This window comes from Pseudomonas sp. BR20, from assembly GCF_050780135.1.
In the GTDB taxonomy this organism is placed as follows: Bacteria; Pseudomonadota; Gammaproteobacteria; order Pseudomonadales; family Pseudomonadaceae; genus Aquipseudomonas.
This window is the reverse complement of sequence record NZ_CP172012.1, coordinates 3,426,671-3,448,232: the sequence shown is the minus strand read 5'-3', so window position 1 is coordinate 3,448,232 and position 21,562 is coordinate 3,426,671. Positions and strand designations below refer to the sequence as shown.

Annotated in this window: 17 protein-coding genes; 13 read left to right on the top strand and 4 right to left on the bottom strand. The window is 58.0% G+C overall.

What is annotated here, in order from left to right; translation table 11 throughout:
• Positions 1–36 precede the first annotated feature (36 nt).
• Genes ACHPFG_RS15895 through ACHPFG_RS15880 form a run of 4 tightly spaced genes read left to right on the top strand, consistent with a single transcriptional unit; the run spans position 37 to position 4,831 of the window.
• The gene (locus tag ACHPFG_RS15895) at positions 37–1,482 is read left to right on the top strand and encodes a hypothetical protein (protein WP_431699740.1); all 1,446 of its coding nucleotides are present in this window, start codon (positions 37–39) and stop codon (positions 1,480–1,482) included.
• Positions 1,482–2,288 carry a hypothetical protein gene (locus ACHPFG_RS15890; RefSeq protein ID WP_431699739.1) on the top strand — a complete coding sequence of 269 codons (807 nt, stop codon included), beginning with the start codon at positions 1,482–1,484 and terminating at the stop codon, positions 2,286–2,288. The genes ACHPFG_RS15895 and ACHPFG_RS15890 overlap by 1 nt, the downstream gene beginning before the upstream one ends.
• Positions 2,289–3,779 (top strand): hypothetical protein, encoded by a 1,491-nt coding sequence (locus tag ACHPFG_RS15885; RefSeq protein WP_431699738.1) that lies wholly within the window; start codon positions 2,289–2,291, stop codon positions 3,777–3,779.
• Positions 3,779–4,831 (top strand): hypothetical protein, encoded by a 1,053-nt coding sequence (locus tag ACHPFG_RS15880; protein ID WP_431699737.1) that lies wholly within the window; start codon positions 3,779–3,781, stop codon positions 4,829–4,831. The genes ACHPFG_RS15885 and ACHPFG_RS15880 overlap by 1 nt, the downstream gene beginning before the upstream one ends.
• A 263-nt stretch (positions 4,832–5,094) precedes the next feature.
• Here the strand turns inward: ACHPFG_RS15880 and ACHPFG_RS15875 are convergent, their stop codons facing one another.
• Positions 5,095–6,009: a LysR substrate-binding domain-containing protein gene (locus tag ACHPFG_RS15875; protein ID WP_120448544.1), complete on the bottom strand. Its 915-nt coding sequence runs from the start codon at positions 6,007–6,009 to the stop codon at positions 5,095–5,097.
• 268 nt (positions 6,010–6,277) lie between these two features.
• Here ACHPFG_RS15875 and ACHPFG_RS15870 point away from each other — a divergent pair, with 268 nt between their 5' ends.
• The 4 genes from ACHPFG_RS15870 (at position 6,278) to pgm (ending at position 12,549) form a co-directional block, all read left to right on the top strand.
• Positions 6,278–7,300: a zinc-dependent alcohol dehydrogenase family protein gene (locus ACHPFG_RS15870; protein WP_131696393.1), complete on the top strand. Its 1,023-nt coding sequence runs from the start codon at positions 6,278–6,280 to the stop codon at positions 7,298–7,300.
• A 705-nt stretch (positions 7,301–8,005) separates the two neighbouring features.
• A complete protein-coding gene (locus ACHPFG_RS15865; RefSeq protein WP_431699735.1) occupies positions 8,006–9,406 on the top strand; it encodes a hypothetical protein in 1,401 nt (466 codons plus the stop codon).
• The gene (locus ACHPFG_RS15860; RefSeq protein WP_431699734.1) at positions 9,403–10,809 is read left to right on the top strand and encodes a PLP-dependent aminotransferase family protein; all 1,407 of its coding nucleotides are present in this window, start codon (positions 9,403–9,405) and stop codon (positions 10,807–10,809) included. Before ACHPFG_RS15865 ends, ACHPFG_RS15860 begins: the two co-directional genes overlap by 4 nt.
• Positions 10,810–10,905: 96 nt before the next feature.
• Entirely contained in the window at positions 10,906–12,549 is a 1,644-nt protein-coding gene (pgm, locus tag ACHPFG_RS15855) for a phosphoglucomutase (alpha-D-glucose-1,6-bisphosphate-dependent) (protein ID WP_431699732.1), read from the top strand.
• A 65-nt stretch (positions 12,550–12,614) separates the two neighbouring features.
• On the opposite strand, the gene ACHPFG_RS15850 is transcribed toward pgm, so the two are convergent.
• Positions 12,615–13,310: a pirin family protein gene (locus tag ACHPFG_RS15850; protein WP_131696389.1), complete on the bottom strand. Its 696-nt coding sequence runs from the start codon at positions 13,308–13,310 to the stop codon at positions 12,615–12,617.
• A gap of 218 nt (positions 13,311–13,528) precedes the next feature.
• On the opposite strand from ACHPFG_RS15850, the gene ACHPFG_RS15845 reads away from it, so the two are divergent.
• Complete coding sequence (locus ACHPFG_RS15845) at positions 13,529–15,976, top strand: UvrD-helicase domain-containing protein (protein WP_431699731.1); 2,448 nt, start codon at positions 13,529–13,531, stop codon at positions 15,974–15,976.
• Positions 15,977–16,120: 144 nt separating this feature from the next.
• Here the strand turns inward: ACHPFG_RS15845 and ACHPFG_RS15840 are convergent, their stop codons facing one another.
• The gene (locus ACHPFG_RS15840; RefSeq protein ID WP_027605770.1) at positions 16,121–16,393 is read right to left on the bottom strand and encodes a DUF1652 domain-containing protein; all 273 of its coding nucleotides are present in this window, start codon (positions 16,391–16,393) and stop codon (positions 16,121–16,123) included.
• Between the two features lie 257 nt (positions 16,394–16,650).
• On the opposite strand from ACHPFG_RS15840, the gene ACHPFG_RS15835 reads away from it, so the two are divergent.
• The 4 genes from ACHPFG_RS15835 to ACHPFG_RS15820 are packed head-to-tail and all read left to right on the top strand — an operon-like array spanning position 16,651 to position 20,425.
• Positions 16,651–17,460: a helix-turn-helix transcriptional regulator gene (locus tag ACHPFG_RS15835; protein WP_145338129.1), complete on the top strand. Its 810-nt coding sequence runs from the start codon at positions 16,651–16,653 to the stop codon at positions 17,458–17,460.
• Between the two features lie 49 nt (positions 17,461–17,509).
• Positions 17,510–18,916 (top strand): NAD(P)/FAD-dependent oxidoreductase, encoded by a 1,407-nt coding sequence (locus tag ACHPFG_RS15830; protein ID WP_431699729.1) that lies wholly within the window; start codon positions 17,510–17,512, stop codon positions 18,914–18,916.
• Between the two features lie 27 nt (positions 18,917–18,943).
• Entirely contained in the window at positions 18,944–19,285 is a 342-nt protein-coding gene (locus tag ACHPFG_RS15825) for a cupin domain-containing protein (RefSeq protein WP_431699727.1), read from the top strand.
• Between the two features lie 60 nt (positions 19,286–19,345).
• The gene (locus tag ACHPFG_RS15820) at positions 19,346–20,425 is read left to right on the top strand and encodes a polyamine ABC transporter substrate-binding protein (protein WP_431699726.1); all 1,080 of its coding nucleotides are present in this window, start codon (positions 19,346–19,348) and stop codon (positions 20,423–20,425) included.
• A gap of 342 nt (positions 20,426–20,767) precedes the next feature.
• Here the strand turns inward: ACHPFG_RS15820 and ACHPFG_RS15815 are convergent, their stop codons facing one another.
• The gene (locus ACHPFG_RS15815) at positions 20,768–21,553 is read right to left on the bottom strand and encodes a helix-turn-helix transcriptional regulator (RefSeq protein ID WP_167655342.1); all 786 of its coding nucleotides are present in this window, start codon (positions 21,551–21,553) and stop codon (positions 20,768–20,770) included.
• Positions 21,554–21,562: the final 9 nt, after the last annotated feature.

The window sequence follows — 21,562 nt, the reverse complement described above, 5'->3', positions numbered from 1 at the left end:
ATACCCCCCAATGTCTAACCTTTTGCGGTTCTATAAATGAGTTTCTTTCGAAAGCTCTTGGCTTTCATTGTCCAACTATTCAGTCGGAAGGATGAGCCTGATAGCGATGTATTGCCGAAAATTGATCCTGAGAAAATCCAGAAAGAGCTGCGCGTCGTTGAGCTGGCGCGGCTTCGCGGAGCTGCCGGAGTCCCCTCCAGTACTGCGACGCAGCTTTCAGATGTCGAGCACAGCATTCGGGGCAAATTGGGCGGAATGCGTGAACAGATACTTAAGTACGGTGAGCGATCCCTAAAAAGCGCCGACAACCGCTTGGACTCCATTGACGTGACCCGCGACATCAAACGCACTATCGCACTTGGCGAGGAGTTTGAGCGAAACGCCGATCAGGACATTTCCAAAATGGATGGCGAGTTGACGGAGCTTCAGCAAGCCGCCGAAGACAAGGCCCATGCGCTCGAAACTTTTCGTGAGCAAAACAAGTTGCAGCACAGGACTGCTGATGCTGCTGATGGGGATGCCAAATGGAAGAGTGGTGGCTTGCTGTTTGCGATGACGGTGGCCGAAGGCTTTGGAAACGCCTTTTTGTTTTCTGAGGGTATGGCCAGCGGATATGTGGGTGGGTTTGTCACCGCATTAATGCTGTCAGCGTTCAACGTGTTTGTATGCTTCTTTCTGGGCAGAGCAAGCGCCTATAAAAACCATGTCAAACCGTCCCGGATGTTCGCAGGCTATTTTGCGTTCAGTGCGGCTGTTCTCAGCATGGTCACTGTTGGCTTAGGAACTGCCTATTTCCGTTTTGTCCTGCCTCAACTTGAAGATGAATCGCAATCAGCTGTCGAGTTGATTCGTGCTTATTTACATGATTCGATCCTTCCATTTCAGGACATCAGCTCATGCGGCTTATTTGCGCTGACGGTCATTTTTGGAGTGGCAGCAGTCTATAAGGGCTACACCTGGACTGATCGTTATCCAGGGTACGCGAGGGTTTACCTGGCTTACGAAGACGCTCAACGCCGCTATGTCTTTGCTATTGAGGCGCTGCGGCATGTGCTGGAACAGCGCAAGCTTGAATCCCTGCTCCTGATCGATCAGAACGTTGATCGTGCAGCGGCAGCCATCCAGAATTTCAAGCGCAGCATGAGCCAGAAAACGGTCATCAAGAAAGTCGTGGATGAGCGGATGGTACTGGCCGACGAAACGCTCACTAACCTGGTCCGTAAGTATCGGATTGAAAACGAAATGGCCCGCCCTCGCGATAATCCGCCGCCAGCCTATTTCGACGAGCCGGTGACATTTGTTGAGGTCACCATGCCTGACTTCGGCACCGAGAAGGATGAGATCAAGCTCGCTGAGCAGGAACGCTTAATGAACGAAATGATCGCGAACCTGGAGACGATAAGGGCGCGAATTCAATCGTCGTTTAATCAGAAATACGATCAAGTACAGCCGCTGCAGCAAATCGTTTTAGGGAGAGCATGATGGCAATTTATGCCCAGAAAAAAGGGCTTTCCGGTAAAACTTTCGGGTTGCTGGTTGGTGGTGTCGCTGTAGCTGCGGCTGCCTTGATGTTTTATTTCAATGCCACGCGTGAAACCCTCGATAAGGAGACGCTTTGCCCGTCCACAGGTCCCAAAGGGCAATACGTGGTGCTTATTGATAACACCTCACCTTTCCCGTTTACTCAGAAAATCGCTTTAGGTCAACGGCTTAAAACGATGGTCAATGAGGAACTCCCCGAAGGCTACCTGCTCTCCGTGTTTCTTCTCAGTGAAGATTTTAAGAGCAATGAGAAGCCGTTATTTGAGCGCTGCAATCCTGGTCAGTGGAAGGACAGGAATCAGCAGATGAGCAACAAGAAATTTGTCGAGCGCGACTTCAACCAGAAATTCGTAAAGCCGTTTGACGACATCATGCACAAAATCTCGCTCGAAGAACGCAGCAAGAACTCCCCCATTTTCCAGATGCTGCAGCTAGTTGGCATCAATGGGTTTGAGCGCGCGCATGTGTCGGGTGAGCGCAGGCTGGTGATTTACTCTGACATGCTGGCGAACATGCCGGAGTTCAGCATGTATAAGGCCAACCTGCCGCCGTACGCGGATTTTCGTAAGACCGCTTATGGGCAAAATGCAGTGGCACCGGGCCTGCAAGGCAGCAGTGTAGCCATCAACCTGCTGGCAGCTGATCAGAAAGCCCTACAGAACACCAAGCTCTCCATGTTCTGGGAGCAATACTTTCAAGATAACGGCGTATCTGTGGAAGGTTTTTCCCGGGTCGAGGGACTATAAGTGGACGTCAATAAATCGATCAAGCGCGTCAGCACCTACTTTGCGCTCGCGGTGCTGCTGAAAATCAGTTTGTCCGTCGCCAGCCTGAAGTTAAATGACCCCTTTTGGCTAGGGTTGGTCTTTCCTCTGGCGGTAATGATTGCATATTGGATTGTCGGCTATCTCGTTCGAGAAAAATGGGACAAGCAACTCACCGTAGCTAAGTTTGCCGATTCGGTTTACTACTTGGGCTTCCTGTTCACTGTCGCCAGCATCATTATCTGCTTGCTCGACATTGAGAGCATGGGTGACAACCTTAATGGTATGGCAACGCGATTCGGTGCCGCGATGGTTAGTACCGCGTTGGGTATGCTGGCGCGGATTATTCACACAGGGTTTCGTATCGACGCTAATGATGCGGTCCGAAGTGTCGAAGAACGTGCGATTCACGCGGCCGAAAACCTGGCTATCTCCTTTGACAACACTTTTCAACAGCTTGAAGTCTTCCGGGACAAGGTAGACGTCGCTTCTCGCGAAGCAGTGCAGAGTGTGAAGGAGCAGGTCAAGGCACTTTACGAACACAACATCAGTGCCACCGACGCTTACTTTGCCAATGCTACGCAGCAGAGCAATGAAGCCTTTGCTCTGATACTTGAAAACACCCGGCAATCCAGCGACAACTTGTTGAGCACGATCAATGAGCTGACCGAAAAGAGCGCGATTACGCTACGGCAGATGGAAGATAACGCATTGGATTTTGGCACGATGGCACGTGATCGTGTGGAGCAAATGATCTTTCCTGATGACCTGTTCACCCGCAAACTGGGTGGTTCAATCGAAACATTGGCAGGCACAACGGACAGCGTGAATGAAGGCGTTGCCTCCTTGGCAGAAGATGTTAAAACCGCTACGCGCCAAGTCACCACCGCCATTCGTAGTTTGAATGCTAAGACTCAAACACTCGATGAGAACCTGGTAGCCGTCGGTGCCATTGTGACGAGCCAGGAGCGCCTGGTGGATGCGATGAGACTACAGAGCAAAGAGGTGATGGAAAGTGTTGAGCGCGTACAGAAAGAGTACCTGGACTCGCTGGACGACCAGCAAGAGGATTACCTCAAAGAAATCAAGGCTCGTCAGCAATCGGTAGAACGCATTGCAGATAAGCTGGATGCTTTGAATATCCGTATTGAAAGCGCCGATACTGTAGAGCGCCTGGGCAGGGACATCGCCGATGCTCTGAAAGGTGTGCACGAAGTCAGTCAAACCAATCGGGAGATTTTGGCGGAGAGTCTTGAGCAGAGTTTGGCGCCGCTGGTTCGGGCTCTGGTTGAAAGTAACGAGAAACACCAGGGGGTTGCAGCGAGGATGGAGGAGAGCAATCGTTCGGTCCAAGCCGCTCACAGCCAGTTGGATGCGCTGATTAACAAGATTGATGATCTCACTGCGGTAGAGCAGGGCTCATCCACTCACTACGTTGAGCCAGAGAGCCTGGCTGAAGCGAGATCCGCCTGATGAGCGGAAAGAATGATCAAGTGTTTCAGCTCTCGCTTACCGAGATCTTTATCATCGTCTGCTTCATATTGCTGCTGCTGATGGGGTACCAGATTTTTAAGTTAACCCATAAAAATCAGGCGTTGAATGAAAAAATGTTGGCCTTCCAGGATCTGGATGTACGTGAGAATGCGATCAACAAGGCGGCCGAGGCACTGAAAGCGCGGATGACTGCGTTAGGCGTGCGTAAGCCCGATGAGATCATCAGCAAGCTGGTGGACGCATCGAAAGCAACTGCAGAGCTGGATCGCTTGAAAGTACTCATGACCCAAAAAGATCAGGAGCTGACTGCACTCGCGGCAATCGAAAAAGCCTTGATAGAGGTTGCTGGGCAGAAAAAAGGCGCCGACGCCAAACAGCTCATTTTAGAAACGATGATGTCGTTTGAGCAGCTAAAAAAGCTGGTCGTCGATCCTGCTGATGAAAGCGGCGTACAGCCTACGGATGTGGTGAAACGCGTCGCGGCGCTCAAGGCTCAGGACGACATGCTAGCGGCTGCATTCGGGACAAACGCCGACCAAACGAAGGACCAGCTCCAAGAGGCCATCAAGCACGCCGTTGCCATCGCACAGGCGGAAAAAAGCGGTACAAGTCCAATTGAATTACAGAAGGCCAATAAAGACTTACGAGGCCAGGTTCAGTTCTTGCAGAACCGCTTGAATAAGGGCCGGGGAGGTGACCTTCCGCCGTGTTGGGTGAATGAAGTCACCGGTAAAGCGGAGATGTTTCTCACGGTAAAACTGAGTGAAAACAATCTCTCATTCGAACCCGCATGGCCGACAGCGCGTCAGGAGGATGCGATGGCGTTGCCAGGTATTACAGAACTGATGGCCAATACCACGCGTACGTATGAAAGCTTTACTCAAGCGGCCAAGCCGGTGTCCGATTTGGGCACACAAAAAGAGTGCAAGTACTACGTGCGATTGGTGAGCCAGATTCAAGATGCGGTTACCTCTGATCGGCGCCGACTTATGGTTGAGAATTTGTTTTACAAGGTTGAAGTCAGGCGATAGAGGCGTGTTGGCGAAGTAAGGGGGTGTGCGTCCGCGCAGGTATCTAAGTAGGCGTTACCTGAGCAAACGGTAAATACGCCTACTGAACGCCAGAATTAAGGTCGATGGTGTCCGCCTGTTTTAGACCTGGGGGCATCCTTTTCAAACCATCCATAGCATGCCCTCAGATATGCCCCCAGATGCCTCGTACTCTGGAAATGGGTAGATCTCCATGGCCTATGAAAAGCCGGAAATGATCAGGCTGAACAGCTTCCCGACGACACCTAAAGACTCTCAGGATCGCCAAAAAACATCTGAATCCGCGACCGCAACCACCGCTCTCCCGGATCATTGTCCTGCGACCCTCGCCAAGCCATATGCAGCTCGAACGAGCGCACCGGCAACGGCGGTTCTTCCGCGCGCAAACCACCCGCAGCGGTCAGTGCCTCGGCCGCGTAGTCCGGCACGATGGCGACAATGTCGGTGCCCGAGAGCAGGGTGCCCAGCCCGTTGAACTGTGGCACCGCCAGCACCACATGGCGCTTGCGGTCGAGTTTCTCCAACTCTTCATCAATGAACCCGCTCAAGTCGCCGGCGAACGACACCAGGGCATGGGGACGGGCGCAGAAGTCGTCCAGGCTCAGGGAGCCCGGCACGCTGTCGGCGCGCAGCAGTTTCGGCAGGCTGCGGCGCAGTACTTTGCGCTTGGCGTTGGCCGGCAGGTCGGCGGTGTAGCTGACGCCGATGGAGATTTCGCCGGAGGCGAGCAGGCCGGGCATCAAGATGTAATTGACGCGGCGCACCACCAGTACAATGCCGGGCGCTTCGGCGCGCAGACGTTTGAGCAGTTGGGGCAGCAGGGCGAATTCGACGTCGTCGGACAGGCCGATGCGGAACACTGCGGTGCTGGTGGCCGGGTCGAACTCGGCGGCGCGGCTGACGGCGGTGGAAATCGAGTCCAGGGCCGGGGAGAGCAGGGCGAAGATTTCCACGGCGCGGGCCGAGGGCTCCATGCTGCGCCCGGTGCGCACGAACAGCGGGTCATCGAACAGCCCACGCAGGCGCGACAACGCGGCGCTGATGGCCGGCTGGCCAAGGAACAATTTCTCGGCGGCGCGGGTCACACTGCGCTCATGCATCAAGGTTTCGAATACGATCAAGAGGTTAAGGTCGACACGACGCAGGTCGTTACGGTTCATCTTGTATCCTGGAAGAGTCAGCTTTACTTGACGAGAACGGTCATACAAGAGCCCTGAGGGTCCATTCAGACGCGTGACCGGTATGAATCTTACGGGGAAAGGCTGGTACTCTGCACCGGCTAATTGAGTTTTCCTACCATACTTGAGGTCTATTCCTCAGATGCGGAATCAATGACAGACATGTCGACTATTAACGGCGACCGGTGGTCTTAGCCGGAAAGCCCAGATAGAGTTCATGGCAATAGAGGTTACTTTGACGAGGTTTGCGATGTCCCGCACGATCCGCTTTCACAAGTTTGGTCCGGCCGAGGTGCTCAAGTGCGAAGAGCATGTAGCCGCGCAGCCCGCACCGGGCGAAGTGCAGGTGCGTGTCGAGGCGATTGGCATCAGCTGGTATGACATTTTGTGGCGCCAGAACCTGGCGTCTTCCCACGCACGCCTTCCATCCGGCCTTGGCCATGAGATGGCCGGGGTGGTCGTAGCCTTGGGCGACGGCGTGGATGACTTGGCAGTGGGCGATAAAGTGGCCAGTTTTCCGGCCGAGAGCCCTAATGATTACCCGGTGTATGGCGAACAGATCGTCCTGCCCCGTTCGGCCCTGACCCGCTATCCGGACGTCTTGAGCCCCATCGAAGCCAGCGTGCACTACACGCCGCTGCTGATTGCCTACTTTGCGTATGTGGACTTGGCACGGGTCAAGCCCGGGCAGTTTGCCCTGGTGACCGACGCCAGCCACTGCGCCGGCCCTTCGTTTGTGCAACTGGGCAAGGCCCTGGGCGTGCGGGTGATTGCTGCCACCAAGGACAGCGCAGAGCGCGAGTACCTGCTCTCTCTTGGCGCAGAAAAAGTCATCGTCACCGAGGAACAGGACCTGCTGATGCAAATCAACAAGTTCACCGAGAACCGCGGCGTCGATGTGGTGTTCGATGGCTTGGGTGGCCCGCAGATGTCGTTGCTCGGTGATGTGCTGGCGCCCCGTGGCAGCCTGGTGCTGTATGGCTTGCAGGGCGGTAACCAGACACCGTTCCCGGCGTGCGCGGCGTTCCAGAAGAACATTCAGTTCTTCGTGCACTGTATCGGCAACTTCACCGGCAAACCGGAGCTGGGCATCATCCAGGATCAGGTAGCGTTGCAGCGCGCGTTGCGTGACATCAACCAACTGACCGCCGATCGTGTGCTCGTTCCCCTTAAAACCACGGTGTTTCCGTTCAATCAGTTTGTCGAAGCCCACCGTTATATGGACGAATGCCCGTGCCGCGAGCGGGTTGCTTTGCAGGTTGCGGCTGTTTGAGCTGTAGGAGTATTCGTAAATGAGTGCTCCGACGCCTGAGTGAATGGGGCAAATGCGCCATTTGACAGGGCTTAACCCGCCCGCCCCAGAAGGTGCCGACCTGGCACTTTAGCCCGCAAATCCGGCCCTTCCTCCCTGACGCCGCCCTGAATCCCAGCGCGGCGTCGTTGTATGTGCGCCATTTACGCGACATCGGTTGCTCATCTGAACTGGTTTTCGGCCCGCTTCTGTATCTATTAATCATTATTCCAGCACTGATAATTGCGCCTTCACTTTCATCTCAAGGATTGAGCAATGATTGAATCTATGACTCGACTGCAGATAGTTATTCGAACTATCGACGCGGCACGCATGTGTGCTCAGCAAGACAGGTACTTTCATAAAGCGTACCGACCATGCAAATGGAAAAGTTGTTTGAGCCTATTGTCGGACACTTCTTTAAAAGGCTGGTTAAAAAAGCGTAGGAGCTTGTCGGAAGAGTCCTAAGGCTAGCTTTTTAAAAGGGGTTTTCCATTGTTTTCATTGGGTTGTGCGCATGTGCGGGTGAGAAATGCTCCCCGGCAATTCATGTCGTTTTGTTGCGCGGTGCTAGTGTCTGAACATCGACGCACAATACGGGGCGCGATTTTCCTACACGCAAAATAGGCCAAGCAAACACTGTCAGCACTTGCTTGAAACTGATATTTCAACTCAGGTAGTAGAACTATGAGCACTATTCACGAACAGGCTATGAATCATGTTTACCAGCAAGTTCTGCAACGTCTGATCGGGCACTTCACTCGCGCGGGACGAACCGCTCTCCAGTTACTGGTCCAGCGAATCATTGTCGCGGCAGGCGGGATGGAGCAGGTGGGGGATTTCAAGGTACTGGTGGCTCACGGTGGCGGTGAAGTCAGCAGCTATACCCTGGCGCTGCTCCGAGCTGCCCAACTGACCATTGCCGGTCGCGCGCCACGCACCTTCCAACTGAGGGTCGCGACGTTACGGCACGCGGGCATGACTGAGGGGCAGCTCGATACCCTGAATCGCGGCTACGGCCGGCTGTTTCTCCACGATGATCCGCGCGTCGAGTTGTTGATGGTGGAAAATCAGGAAGTACAACCCTTCAATCACCAGCGCCCGGCGTCAGCGATCGGGCGACAGATCAGCCAGCGCAATATGTTGATGGTGGGCCATGTGAGCGCCGGGGACTGCCGCGCCACACTGTGCAACGACACTTACCTGGCCGTCGGCGATTTTTACCAGCGTGTCACCACTTGCAATGGCGGCGTCCACGCGCTGGTCAGTGGTGACTCGCCGCGCAAGCAAAGTCAGTTTCTTGCCTGGCTCAAGAAAACCGCCCTGGGCGCAGGCATCCGCGTTCCCAAGGGCCATCCACTATCGCTCAACGCGTTGTTCGCGCGCATGGACGAGTGGAGCATCGGTTATTACCGTGATGTGTTCGGTGAGCATTACACGGCCAGTGATAATCCCAGTACGGTGGGGCATCGTCACTTGGCTTACATCGGCATCGCCGACCTGCTGGACGATGTCGACATCGCGTCAACCACTCTGCTGACCGAGTTCATGGCTTACGTTCCCGATCCACTGGGCTTTCACTTCAGCCATCCGACCTATTCCAATCCGTTGCTGATGGCTCATCTGCGTGGGTTACAGGCCGAATGCCTGCGTGAGCTGGATTATGAAGAAGGCGTCGAAGGTTTTGTTCAGCAGGCCGCCGCGTACATGCGCCGTCTGCGCATGCCCGACGATTTGCTCATTCAGGCCGGGACCCGCGAAGGGCGCATGCTATGGAGTACCTACGCTCAGGAGTTCTTCGGTTTGGATGAGACCCAACTGACCTGCCTGCTGTTTTCACCGTTTCTTCATCACGGAGAGCGATTGGAAGGTTATTTGCGCCAATGTCATCCGGGCATGCTGGTGGCGTTGCCTGAGTTGCACAAAGTCCTCCAAGGCAACGGTTCCGCCGAAATGCTGCAGCAGTGGGTAACGGACACCAGCGGTTTACCGATGCCCTTGTTGCAGCACCTGTACCGCAAACGACCGCTGGCCAGTGAGAACGGCATGCGTCGCGCCGCGCAGGCCGTGCCATTGTTCGGGCAATGACGCTGCGCGACGAGCGTCAGGCGGATTTCGCGTATCAAGCGGTCTATCGCTACATGATCAGTCTGATCAACGAGGTCAGTACTGACACTCGGGTAAAACTGCCGTCGTTACGGCAGTTGGCCGGGCGCTTGAACGTGTCGATTTCGACGATCCAGTACGCCTATGCGCTGCTGGAGAAGGAGGGCAGAGTCTATTCGGTGGCCAAATCCGGCTATTACGCCTGGCCGATGTCGGCAAACCCGCTGGCGTGGGCCGGCGGGGATCTGCTTGACCGCCTCTACGCAGCGGCACGGCGCCCCGGCATGGTGGTACTCAGTGGCGACGATCCGGCATTGCTGGGCGCCCTGGATGAAACACTGCTGCGGCTGGAGCGGGAACTGGTGCGCCAGTACCCGTCGCATTTGCAACCCTGGTCCCAGCCTTGTGGTGTGTGGGAGTTACGCGCGGCGCTGGCCGCGCGCTATACCTCGTCGCCCACACGCTGCTGGCATGCCGACGATGTGTATATCGGTGCCGACCTGCGCGGCGTGCTGGATATCCTGATCGAAGTACTGGGCCTGCGGGGTACCACCGTGATTGTCGAATCGCCCTGCGACTGGCTGATCCTGCGCCTGTTGCAGGACGCCGGGGTGCGCATCATCGAGTTGCCCTGGACGCCGGAGGGCCGCCTGGATAGAACCGCGCTGGGGACGCTGTTGCGCGATGAGCCGGTGCATCTGGTGTTGCTCTCGTCTTCCGTCAGCCTGCCCAGCGGGGTGGCCATGTCGATCGACGAGCGTCTCGACGTGGCACACCTGCTGGGTCAGTCCGGTTGCTGGTTGCTTGAAAACGACACCTTTGGTGAGCTGGGTTTCGAAGCCCCCCACACGGCATTGCGAGAACTGGTGAACCCTGAGCGGCTGATCGTGTTTTCTTCGTTCGAGAAAGTGCTCGGCTCGGAAGCCCCCTACGGCTACGTGCTGTGCCGGCGCATGAGCAATGAGTTGCAGCGCCAGTTCCTGCTGCGTTCATTCCGTTTATCGTCGATCCGTCAGCGTGCGATTGCCCGTTTGTACCAAAGCGGGCGGATTGACCAGCACCTGCGCACACTGCGCCAACGCTTGAGCGAGCAGGCGGGGCACATGAGCCAGCGCCTGGAGCAGTATTTGGGCGACCAGGTGACTTATCGGATGCCGGCCGCCGGTGCCGCGTTCTGGCTGGCCTCCACCCGTGCGGTGGACATGCGCCAGGCATTTCAGCGCCTGCTGGCACGGCAGGTGGTGATCGCCCCCGGTGAACTGTTCAGTGTCAGTGGGTTGCACCAACAGAACCTGCGCGTGAGTCACACCTTTCACGGGCAACCCAATCTGGATATTGCCCTGGAAGTATTGAGCGACGCATTGCGCCAGGCACAGACTGGTTGAAGTTTCTCATAACGATGTAGGATCGATACCGTCGCGCAGTAGTCTAACTCTCAGTAAACTGCCATTTTTCCGAATCCTTCTATCCGAGGTTTATGCATGACAATCAGTCCTTTTGCGGGCAAACCGGCGCCGGCCCAGTTGCTGGTGGATATCCCGCGACTGGTCACGGCCTATTACACCGGCCAGCCTGATGCAGCGATCTCCACCCAGCGCGTAGCCTTTGGTACCTCCGGGCACCGTGGCAGTTCGTTCGAACTGAGCTTCAACGAATGGCATGTGCTTGCCATCAGCCAGGCCATCTGCCTGTATCGCGAAGCCCAAGGTATCAATGGCCCGCTGTTCGTTGGCCTGGATACCCATGCGCTGTCGACCCCGGCCGGTGCCAGCGCTCTGGAAGTGCTGGCCGCTAATGGTGTGCATGTGATGCTGGCCGAAGGCGATGAATACACACCAACCCCGGCAATTTCCCACGCCATCATCTGCTACAACCGTGGCCGTACCAGCGGCCTGGCCGACGGCATCGTTATCACGCCATCCCACAACCCGCCGCAAAGTGGTGGCTACAAGTACAACCCGCCCAACGGTGGCCCGGCCGATACCCACGTCACCAAGTGGATCGAAGCCAAGGCCAACGAGTTGCTGGCCAATAAACTGGCCGGGGTCAAGCGCATCACCCATGCACAGGCGCTCAAGGCCGACACCACGCATCGCCATGACTACCTCAACAGCTACGTGGCCGACCTGATCAACGTGATCGACATGGACGCCATCCGCAGCGCCGACCTGCGCCTGGGCGTGGACCCGCTGGGCGGAGCAGGGGTGCGCTACTGGTCGGCGATTGCCGAGCACTACCGCCTGAACCTGGAGGTGGTGAACACCGAAGTCGATGCCACGTTCCGCTTCATGAGCGTCGACTGGGACGGCCAGATCCGCATGGACCCGTCCTCCAGCTACGCCATGCAGGGCCTGATCGGTCTCAAGGAGCGCTTCGACGTAGCGTTCGCCTGCGACCCGGATCACGACCGTCATGGCATCGTCACTCCGTCCGGCGGCCTGCTCGCGCCGAATAACTACCTGGCGGTGTCCATCGACTACCTGTTCCAGAACCGTCCCGACTGGCGCGCCGATGCGGCCGTGGGCAAGACCGTGGTCAGCAGCGGCCTGATCGATCGCGTGGCCGCACGGATTGGCCGTCGCCTGTACGAGGTGCCGGTGGGGTTCAAGTGGTTCGCCGATGGCCTGTTCGACGGCTCATTGGGCTTTGGCGGGGAAGAAAGCGCGGGTGCCTCGTTCCTGCGTAAGGACGGCACGGTGTGGAGCACCGACAAGGACGGCCTGATCCCGGCATTGCTGGCAGCGGAAATGACCTCGCGCAAAGGCCAGGACCCGAGCCAGATCTACCGTGGCCTCACCGATGCCTTGGGCGAGCCGTTCGCCATTCGTGTCGACGCCAAGGCCACCCCGGCGCAGAAAGCCCTGCTGGGCAAGCTGTCGCCAGAGCAGGTGACCTCCACGCAACTGGCCGGCGAAAGCATCCAGCAGATCCTCAGCCATGCGCCGGGCAATAATCAGGCGATCGGCGGGTTGAAGGTGATGACCGAAAACGGCTGGTTCGCCGCGCGGCCGTCGGGCACCGAGGACATCTACAAGATCTACGCCGAGAGCTTCATTGGCGAGGACCACCTCAAGCTGCTGGTGGAAGAGGCGCAGGTGCTGGTAGACGGCGCTATCTCCCAGTAACACCGCAACCCCAATGTGGGAGGGGGCTTGCCCCCTCCCACATTTTATTAGGCCAAAGCGTTGGATCAGGCGAGGTCGACCAACACGATCTCGCTGTCTTCAACCGCCGTGACCCGCAACACCTGCTCATCCTCAATCGCCACCCCGTCTCGAGCTTGCGCCCGCACGCCATTGACTTCAATCACCCCCGTCGCCGGCACCAGGTAAGCCCGACGCCCGCTGTCCAAGCGGTATTCCGCGCTTTCCCCGGCTTTCAGGTTCGCCGCTACCAGGCGGGCATCCGCGCGGATGCGCAGGCTCTCGCTGTCACCGGCCTTGCCACTGGCCAGGGTCACAAACCCCTCGCGATCACCTTTCGGAAACGGCTTGGCGCCCCAGGAGGGTGGCAGGCCGGCCTCGTTCGGGATGATCCAGATCTGGAAGATCTTGGTCGGCGTGGCTTCCAGGTTGTACTCGCTGTGAGCGATCCCCGTGCCTGCGCTCATCACCTGCACATCACCGGCCTCGGTGCGGCCCTTGTTGCCCAGGTTGTCGGCGTGGCTGATGGCGCCTTCACGCACGTAGGTAATGATCTCCATGTCGCGATGGGCGTGCTGCGGGAAGCCGGTGCCGGGGGCAATGATGTCGTCGTTCCAGACCCGCAGGTTGCCCCAATGCATGCGCTTGGGGTCGTGGTATTCAGCAAATGAAAAGTGGTGATGGGCGTCAAGCCAGCCGTGGTGGGCGCCGCCCAGGGCGTTGAAAGGTCGAAGTTCAAGCATGATCGTCTCCTGTTGATGGCGCTATGATCCGTGAGCTCATCATCGATAAAAAGCGTAAAAAATGCCTGATTCCTATCGGTGGATTAGATTGATTGCTGGCGCTTTGACTTTCACTTCATCGCCTAACTGCATGACCGTAAAGCAATTGGCTGGAACTGAGCGCCGATTCCGGCGACCATGGCGCACTTGTCAAAACCCAGCTCATCGCAGGAGTCCGCGTGCCGCAACACAAGCCTGATCTGCCCCCCGAACTGCGCCCATTGGCGGAAATGCCGCTGCTCAAACGCCTTGCCGCACGCCTGTTTGGCCATGGCCTGACGCGTTTGCGCGCACAGCATCGGTTTTCCTGGTTGCACGGGCAGGCCGATGGTTTTCGCAGTGGTCACGAGGCCGGCGTGGAGTATGGCTATCGCGAGGGCAAGGCCGATGGCATTGAGGAAGGTCGACAAGTCCTGTTGATCCGCGACTTCCGTCCCGATGAGCACCGCGCGCCCGGCGTCGATGACAGCCTGTTCGACGATTGGCGGCTGCCCTTGACCGCCGACGTGAAGAAACGCATCAAGGCTGATGTGGCTCGGTTGTTACCGGCCCATGCCCAGCCGAGCGCGGCGCAATGGAAGATGATCTTCAGCGACACGCCGTCAACCTCGGTGATCGCCGGTGCCGGCGCGGGTAAATCCACCTCGCTGGTACTGCGTATTTTGCTGCTCACCCATTACCTGGGCTTCGAATTGAGCTCGATGACCGTAGTGACCTTCACCCGCGAGTCGCGCAAAGACTTCATCAACAAGCTCATGGAAATTCTCAACCTGTGGGGCCAACCCCTTGGCATGAAAGAAGCCCAGGCGGTGGTGCGCACCTTTCATTCGCGCATCCTGCCGATGGTCCGCAGCCTGCCGGGTTTTGAACGCCTGCAGGCTTTCGAAAACCTCAGCGCCGGTTTCGAAGACGCTGACAGCAACCCGTTCGACCTGCGCATCAGCGACGCCCAGCGCCAGCAGATGAATGCCTGTTATCACCGATTGCATGGCCAGAACCCGCGCTTTCGTGAACTGATTGCACCGTTGGCACGCCACGGCCTGCAGCTGCGCGAACTGGAGCGTGATCATCCCGATGTACAGAAGCGCGTAGCGGTGACCGAACTGGCCGCCAAGCGCGACGAAGAACTCTGCGATGTGATCGAAGACCTGTGGTTTCGTGCCGGCGCCTGGCCGATCAAGGGGATTGAGCCCAGTCGCCAGCGCTTCGAAATCAATGGCGCGCAGTTTCACTGCCACGGCTATATCCCGGAGCTGGATGCGTGGGTAGTGCTGGGCTTTGACGCCAGGGAAAACCCCCAGATCAGCCGGCCGAATTCGAAGCTGTCGGTACGTGCAGAGTGGGCGGTAAAGCGCACCTTGTTTCAAGCTTTCTGCCGTAAGCCTTTGATATGGCTGGATAGCTATGATTCGTCAAAGCGGCTTTTAAGCAGCCTAGCAGGGGATGCCAGCGCAGGTCCCGGCTTTGATTACAAGGTCAAGGGCGAGCTGGCTTCGGCACCGCTGCTGGACAGTTTCGTGATGGCAGCCGGCTTTATCGAGAACCTCGGCCTGGACGTGCCGACCGCTGTCGGCCAGATGAGCTTCGCCAAGGACGACCCGGACCGGTTCTTCTTTGAAGCCCTGAGCATTTTCTGGAAGGCCCTGGAAGACCACCTGCTCGACCAATCGCCGCCGATCATGACCTATAACCGCATGTTTTCGCTGTTCGGCGAAAATACCCCGGAAAACCTCAAGCTCCTCAGCGATCCGCTGCTGCGGCCGATGTCGCACTTGATGATCGACGAATTCCAGGACGTATCGCCCCAGATCGTCTCGTGGATACGCGCCAGCCTGCGGGAAATCCGCAGCCGTGGCCCGGCGATGCATGTGGGCCGTGGTGCGCAACGTTCGTCCTTGCTGTGCGTGGGCGATGACTGGCAGTCGATCTACGGCTGGCGCGGCAGTTCGCCCAAGTACTTCATGGAATTCAACCAGGAATTCCCATCGCCGAGCACTACCCGCGTCATGCTCAGCGAGAACTACCGCAGCCATCAGCACATCGTCGACGCTGCGGAACATATCGTGCGCGCCGCACCGGCCATCCCGGGTAAAAAGGCCAAGGCCAGTGGCACGCCAAAAGCGTTGGTACCGGTCACCGTACTGGAGCGGGACGATGCGGCGTTGGGGCGGCAACTGCTGGAACACTATCAAAAGGGCGATTCGGTATTAATGCTGTATCGAAAAAGTAGCGATAAGCTACTGATTCAAGAGCATATTCAGTCGATTGTTAATGTTGATTCTAGCTTGCCTGCAGCGGCGCGCAGGTTGAAGCAGCTGACGTACCACAGCGCCAAGGGCCTGCAGGCGGATGCGGTGTTCCTGCTCGGTGATTGCCAGCATGTGACCAGTTCGCCCTACAAGAACCAGGTCTACCGCATGGCGGGCCTGGGCAAGGACGGGGACAGCGAACCTTATGACACCGCGCAAAAGGACGAAGTGCTGCGTCTGGCCTACGTCGGGATTACCCGGGCCGTGAGCCATTGCTACTGGTATGTGGAAAAACCTGAAGGCCAGGCGGTGAATGTGCCCAAGGCCTCGGAGCGGGTTGACGGCAAGAAAGCGTTTTTCGACGATCAGCGCCATTAGTAGGGGACAAATGCGATTCCAATGTGGGAGGGGGCTTGCTCCCGATAGCAGGGAGTCAGTCACCACCTACAGTGACTGAACCAGCGCTATCGGGAGCAAGCCCCCTCCCACAGTTGACCTTGTTTCCTGTTGGCGGGGCCGGAGTCAGGCCCTCAGCGACAACGGCGGCACAAACGACTCCAACTCATCCTCCACCGCCTCGATAATTCGCTCCACATCGGCAGCATTCATCACGGTGGCGCAGGGGATGCCGGCGATGGCAATCAGCGTCTCGCCGCTTGCCCGGTCGAACAGGCGGGCGACCATACTGCCGGGCGCATCCATGCTGCCCTCAAAGCCCATCGGATGAAAATGCCAGCGCATCAGCTGGCAGGCGTTGGGGAACGTCACTTTATTCATGTTGCCCACCTTGTTCATTGAGCGCTTCCTTTAGCTCGCGGCAGGGGGCCAGGACCGTCACTGGTCGTGGCGTCGGAGGAGTTAAAAATAGCATTCGTTCGCAAGCACAAGGTGATTTTTTCTGCCCCGTTCGGCGGTTGTCAGCCATTCACTTGACGTGGGTCAGCTCCTGCTTAGGGATGGGCAAAACGCCACTAGTAAGAAGTTCCAATTGGCCATTGTCGGCGCTGGCAAAATTCGGCAATCTCCGAGGTTTACCCGTCTCAGAGCCTTCCATGCCCGACATCGCGCCAGACGATGATTGCCATTACACCCACGCTACTCGTGATCTGGTGCTGCGCCACCACCTGTGCTGGCGTCATCGCGACCTTGAGGGCGTGATGTCCTACTACCACCCGGACATCCAGTACCACGACTTTTTCCAGAACCGTGTGATCGGTTACGCCGAACTGCGCGAGTACCTGCAAGCCAGCATGCCCCGCGAAGCCGACGAGGCCATTGAACATACCGACCGCATCCGCGCCGATGGTGACACTGCGTTCATCCAGTACCGCATCACCTTGCGCGGCGGTCAGGGGCTGGTGTCATTCCGTACCAGCGAAGCCATCACCGTCCGCGATGGGTTGATCTGGCGCGTCAATGAGTACGCGTCATTGGTGCATGAACAGCCCTCCCAGACCCCGCGTCCCAGCGTCAGCCGCCTGGGCCTGTCGCCTCAGCAATTGGGGCATATGGCCAATGACTTGCAGCAGTACTTCGAGCGCAGGCAGCCTTATCTGGATCCGGAGCTGGACCTGCAGCGCGTCGCCAAGGAGTGTGGCTACAGCCGCAATCAGATTTCCTACCTGCTCAACCAGGTCTTGGGGCAAAGTTTCTACCGCTACGTAAACCAGGCGCGGCTCCAGCATCTGCTGGCCGCACTGGATAAAGCGCAACTACCGATCAAGGTCGACGACCTGGCCTTCGCCGCCGGTTTCAATTCGTTGTCGGCGTTCTACAGCGCCTTTCGCCAGCACACCGGTCAATCACCCAAGGCCTACGTCAAACACATTTCCCTGCGTGCACGCGCGCAAGACAGTGAGTAACCCCGCGCCCTAGGATCAACCCTATCGAAATGTGGTAGGGGAGCTTGGCATGCCGGCATGGCGCAACATCAGTTTATGGATGGACCAGTTGGACGACCCGCTGATAGCGCGGCCGTCCCTCGAACATGATCTGGACGTCGACGTGGCCATTATCGGTGCCGGCTACACCGGACTGTGGACCGCCTACTACCTGAAACGCCAGGCGCCTGAGCTGAAGATTGCGATTATCGAGGCGCAAACCGCTGGCTTCGGTGCATCGGGCCGCAACGGCGGCTGGCTGATGGGCAATCTGCTGGGCGAAGACCGCTTGTTGGCCGGCCTTGGGCTTGAACAGCGCCGCGCCTCCTTCGACCTGCTGCATGGCATTCCCGACGAAGTGGCCCAGGTTCTGGCCCGTGAAGGCATCGACTGCGACTACCGCAAGGGCGGCGCGCTGTACTGCGCCGCGCGCTACCCCGAGCAGGAAGGCAGCCTGCGCGCTTACCTGGACACGCTCTACGCCCAAGGCCTGACCGAAGCCGATTACTGCTGGCTGAGCCCGCAACAGTTGGCTGGACAGATCCGCATCGCCAAGCCCTATGGCGGTATCCATGCCCCCCATGTCGCCACGATCAACCCGGCCAAGCTGGTGCGCGGCCTTGCGCGGGTGGTGGAGAACATGGGCGTGACCATTTATGAAAGCAGTCCGGTCACTCATTGGCATTCCGGCACTGTACGCACCGCCAAAGCCAGTGTGGGCGCTGCCTGGGTGGTGCCGGCTGTCGAGGGTTACGCGAATACCTTGCCGCCCTTGGGCCGATACCAGTTGCCGGTGCAAAGCCTGATCGTTGCCACCGAACCACTGCCCGCCAGTACCTGGGATGAAATCGGTCTGAGCCACGGCCAGGCCTTTGGCGAAAGCAGTCGCCAGGTCACCTATGGCCAACGCTCGGCGGATAACCGCCTGGTGTTCGGCGCCCGGGGCGGTTACCAGTTCGCCGGTAAATTGCGCCACAACTTTGATTTGACTGACAGCGAGGTGGCACTACGTCGCTACCTGTTCGGCGAACTCTTCCCACAGCTGAAAAAGGTGCGGATTACCCATTCCTGGGGCGGCAACCTCGGTATGTCGCGCCGTTTTCGCCCGCACATGCTCTGCGATCACAGGACCGGCATCGCCCTGGCCGGTGGCTACGGCGGGGAGGGCGTCGGCGCCACCAACCTGGGTGGCCGCACCTTGGCCGACCTGATCCTCGGTCGCGACACGCCGCTGATCCACCAACCCTGGGTGCTCCGCGAGCGCGGATTGGACGCGCTCAAGGCCTGGGAGCCGGAGCCGTGCCGCTGGCTCGGCTATAACGCGATCATTCGCAGTTTCGTCCATGAAGACCAGGTGCTGGCCAACCCCAACACCGCCCCTTGGCGCCGCAAGCTCGCGATCGGCATAGCCGGGTTCATGGAAGGTTTCATGCACTAAGTCGTTTCACTTACACGGGAAAACCCCATGAGCATCACTCACTTCAAAGACACGCTGAACGTCCACCTGCCGGACTCATCACCGGTGGCCGTGCCTCTGGGCGAGCCGGTCGCCGTGGCCTCGACCCTTAGCGTTGAACGCAGCGACGGCGTCGAGACCGGCATCTGGGAATGCACCCCGGGCCGCTGGCGTCGGCAGATCACCTCCCAGGAGTTTTGCCACTTTATCCAGGGGCGCTGCACCTTCACCCCTGACAACGGTGAAGTCGTTCACATACAAACCGGCGATGCACTGATGTTGCCGGCCAACAGCACCGGCATCTGGGACATCCAGGCAACCGTGCGCAAGACCTACGTACTGATTTTGTAACGCTTTGATCCTTGATCGCCTGCCATAAAAACAGCCCTAAAATCGCCAGGAAATCGAACCATGAAAGCCATTGCCCTGTTGTCCGTGATGTTGGTGGCCTCTATCAGCCACGCCGCCGAAACGGTGAAGATCTACAACTGGTCCAGCTACATCGCGCCGGACACCACGAAGAATTTCCAGAAACAAACCGGCATCGGTTTCAGCTACGACGTGTATGACAGCAACGAAACCCTCGACGGCAAGCTGATGACGGGTAACTCCGGCTACGACGTGGTGTTTCCGTCCAACCACTTCATGGCGCGGCAGATCCAGGGCGGCGCCTTGAAGAAGCTCGACAAGCGCCAGTTGCCCAACTGGAAAAACCTCAACCCCGTGCTGCTCAAGGCCCTGGAAAACAACGACCCGGGTAATGCCCATGGTTTCCCGTACCTGTGGGGCAGTACCGGCATCGGCTACAACATCGACAAGGTCAAGGCGGTACTGGGTGATAACGCACCGGTGGATTCCTGGGACCTGATCTTCAAGCCCGAGTACATGGAAAAGCTCAGTAAGTGCGGGGTGGCGATCCTCGACAACGGCCCGGAATTGCTGCCTATCGCCCTTAATTACCTGGGGCTGCCACCCCACAGTAAAAAACCCGAGGACTACAAAAAAGCCGAGGCACTGCTGATGAAAGTGCGCCCCTATGTAGCGTACTTCCACTCCTCGAAATACACCGGCGACCTGGCCAATGGCGACATCTGTGTGGCGGTCGGCTTCTCCGGCGACGTACTGCAAGCCGAAAGCCGCGCCAAGGAAGCCAAGAATGGCGTGAAGATCGGCTATCAGATCCCCAAGGAAGGCGCCGCAATCTGGTTCGACATGGCGGCCATGCCCGCCGATGCCCCCGATGAAAAGGCCGGCTACGCGTTCATGAACTACCTGCTGGAGCCGCAGGTGATGGCGGACATCACCAACTCCGTGCACTACGCCAATGGCAACAGTGCAGCGGATAGCCTGGTAGACCCTGAGATCAAGGCCGACACCAAGATCTACCCCAGCGACGAAATGATGGGCAAGTTATTCGCGCTGGAAGCGATGCCGCTGAACATCGACCGGATTCGCACGCGGGTGTGGAACACCATTCGTATGGGCCGTTGAAGAAGTCTGATGTGGGGGGAGGGCAAGCCCCCCATTTTTTAAAATTAAAATAACTTACTGATTTTAAAGGGTTAAAGTTTCACTCTGAAATCTGAGTCTTGTATAAACAATTTCAGGCGCCCGTATTCTTGTGGTGAGCGGGCTTGTCCCGCGTTGGGCTGCGCAGCGGCCCCAAAACCAGACGCAAAGGAGTGCCTGATACACCGCATTCGTCTTCATCACGGGCGCTTCGCACCCCAACGCGGGACAAGCCCGCCACAGAGGTCCCAATTTTCTGCGCGGCAGCGCTACGGCGAAGAGGTTGTGGGACCTCCCACATTTGGTTTGAGTACAACCTTGGTTTCACGGGTTTTCCAGGTCATGCCCCAACGACTGGATAAACAACGAAAACAGTTCCGGCTGTGACGAGATGTCCAGCTTCGCGTACAGATGCCGGCGGTGCACCTTCACCGTGTCCGGCGAGATATGCAGGCGTTCGGCCATGGCCTTGGAGGAGAACCCGCGCAGCACCAGGCGGGCGATTTCCAGTTCGCGGTCCGAAAGCACACCGCAGCCGAATTGGCTCAGCGCATCCCTGATCTGGCTGTCCATGGCTGGCGCGCGCCGGGTGCTTTGTTGCCAGTGCTGCTGCATCAAGGGCAGCACCCAGGCCGACAGGGTGGTCATCAGCCCGGTTTCCTCAACGCTGAATCGCCGCTGCATGCCCAGTGACAGCGACAACGTCCCCGCGCCCGGCAATTGCAGGATCAACTGCACCTCGTCTTCCAGCACATTGTCGTGAAAGTAACTGAGGAAATATTCGCTCTGGCGAAAATGGTCCGGCGCCACTTCCTCAAGGCGATACACACCGCTGGCATAACCCTCGCGACAGGCCTGGAAGAACGGATCGAGCAAATACAGGCCATTGAGGTACACCAGCATCGACGCCGGCTTGCTGCTCGGCTGGGCGTCGTATTCTTCCAGGGCCTGGGGCGGGCCCTCCACGGGGTAGAAGATCGCCAGCGCGTTATCGAAGGGTACGCATTGGTGCAACAACAGCACCAGCTGTTTCCAGAAACGCTCGGTGCCGATGTGCGCAACGGTGCGGCCCAGGCCAGCGTGCATGCCGACTTCACGAAACAGGCTCATGTAGCAGGC

Bases quoted from the DNA above. Each gene is read 5' to 3' on its own strand.
- ACHPFG_RS15895 (WP_431699740.1), top strand. From the start codon at position 37: ATGAGTTTCTTTCGAAAGCTCTTGGCTTTCATTGTCCAACTATTCAGT.
- ACHPFG_RS15890 (WP_431699739.1), top strand. From the start codon at position 1,482: ATGGCAATTTATGCCCAGAAAAAAGGGCTTTCCGGTAAAACTTTCGGG.
- ACHPFG_RS15880 (WP_431699737.1), top strand. From the start codon at position 3,779: ATGAGCGGAAAGAATGATCAAGTGTTTCAGCTCTCGCTTACCGAGATC.
- ACHPFG_RS15875 (WP_120448544.1), bottom strand. From the start codon at position 6,009: ATGAACCGTAACGACCTGCGTCGTGTCGACCTTAACCTCTTGATCGTA.
- ACHPFG_RS15870 (WP_131696393.1), top strand. From the start codon at position 6,278: ATGTCCCGCACGATCCGCTTTCACAAGTTTGGTCCGGCCGAGGTGCTC.
- ACHPFG_RS15865 (WP_431699735.1), top strand. From the start codon at position 8,006: ATGAGCACTATTCACGAACAGGCTATGAATCATGTTTACCAGCAAGTT.
- ACHPFG_RS15860 (WP_431699734.1), top strand. From the start codon at position 9,403: ATGACGCTGCGCGACGAGCGTCAGGCGGATTTCGCGTATCAAGCGGTC.
- pgm (WP_431699732.1), top strand. From the start codon at position 10,906: ATGACAATCAGTCCTTTTGCGGGCAAACCGGCGCCGGCCCAGTTGCTG.
- ACHPFG_RS15850 (WP_131696389.1), bottom strand. From the start codon at position 13,310: ATGCTTGAACTTCGACCTTTCAACGCCCTGGGCGGCGCCCACCACGGC.
- ACHPFG_RS15840 (WP_027605770.1), bottom strand. From the start codon at position 16,393: ATGAACAAGGTGGGCAACATGAATAAAGTGACGTTCCCCAACGCCTGC.
- ACHPFG_RS15835 (WP_145338129.1), top strand. From the start codon at position 16,651: ATGCCCGACATCGCGCCAGACGATGATTGCCATTACACCCACGCTACT.
- ACHPFG_RS15830 (WP_431699729.1), top strand. From the start codon at position 17,510: ATGCCGGCATGGCGCAACATCAGTTTATGGATGGACCAGTTGGACGAC.
- ACHPFG_RS15825 (WP_431699727.1), top strand. From the start codon at position 18,944: ATGAGCATCACTCACTTCAAAGACACGCTGAACGTCCACCTGCCGGAC.
- ACHPFG_RS15820 (WP_431699726.1), top strand. From the start codon at position 19,346: ATGAAAGCCATTGCCCTGTTGTCCGTGATGTTGGTGGCCTCTATCAGC.
- ACHPFG_RS15815 (WP_167655342.1), bottom strand. From the start codon at position 21,553: ATGAGCCTGTTTCGTGAAGTCGGCATGCACGCTGGCCTGGGCCGCACC.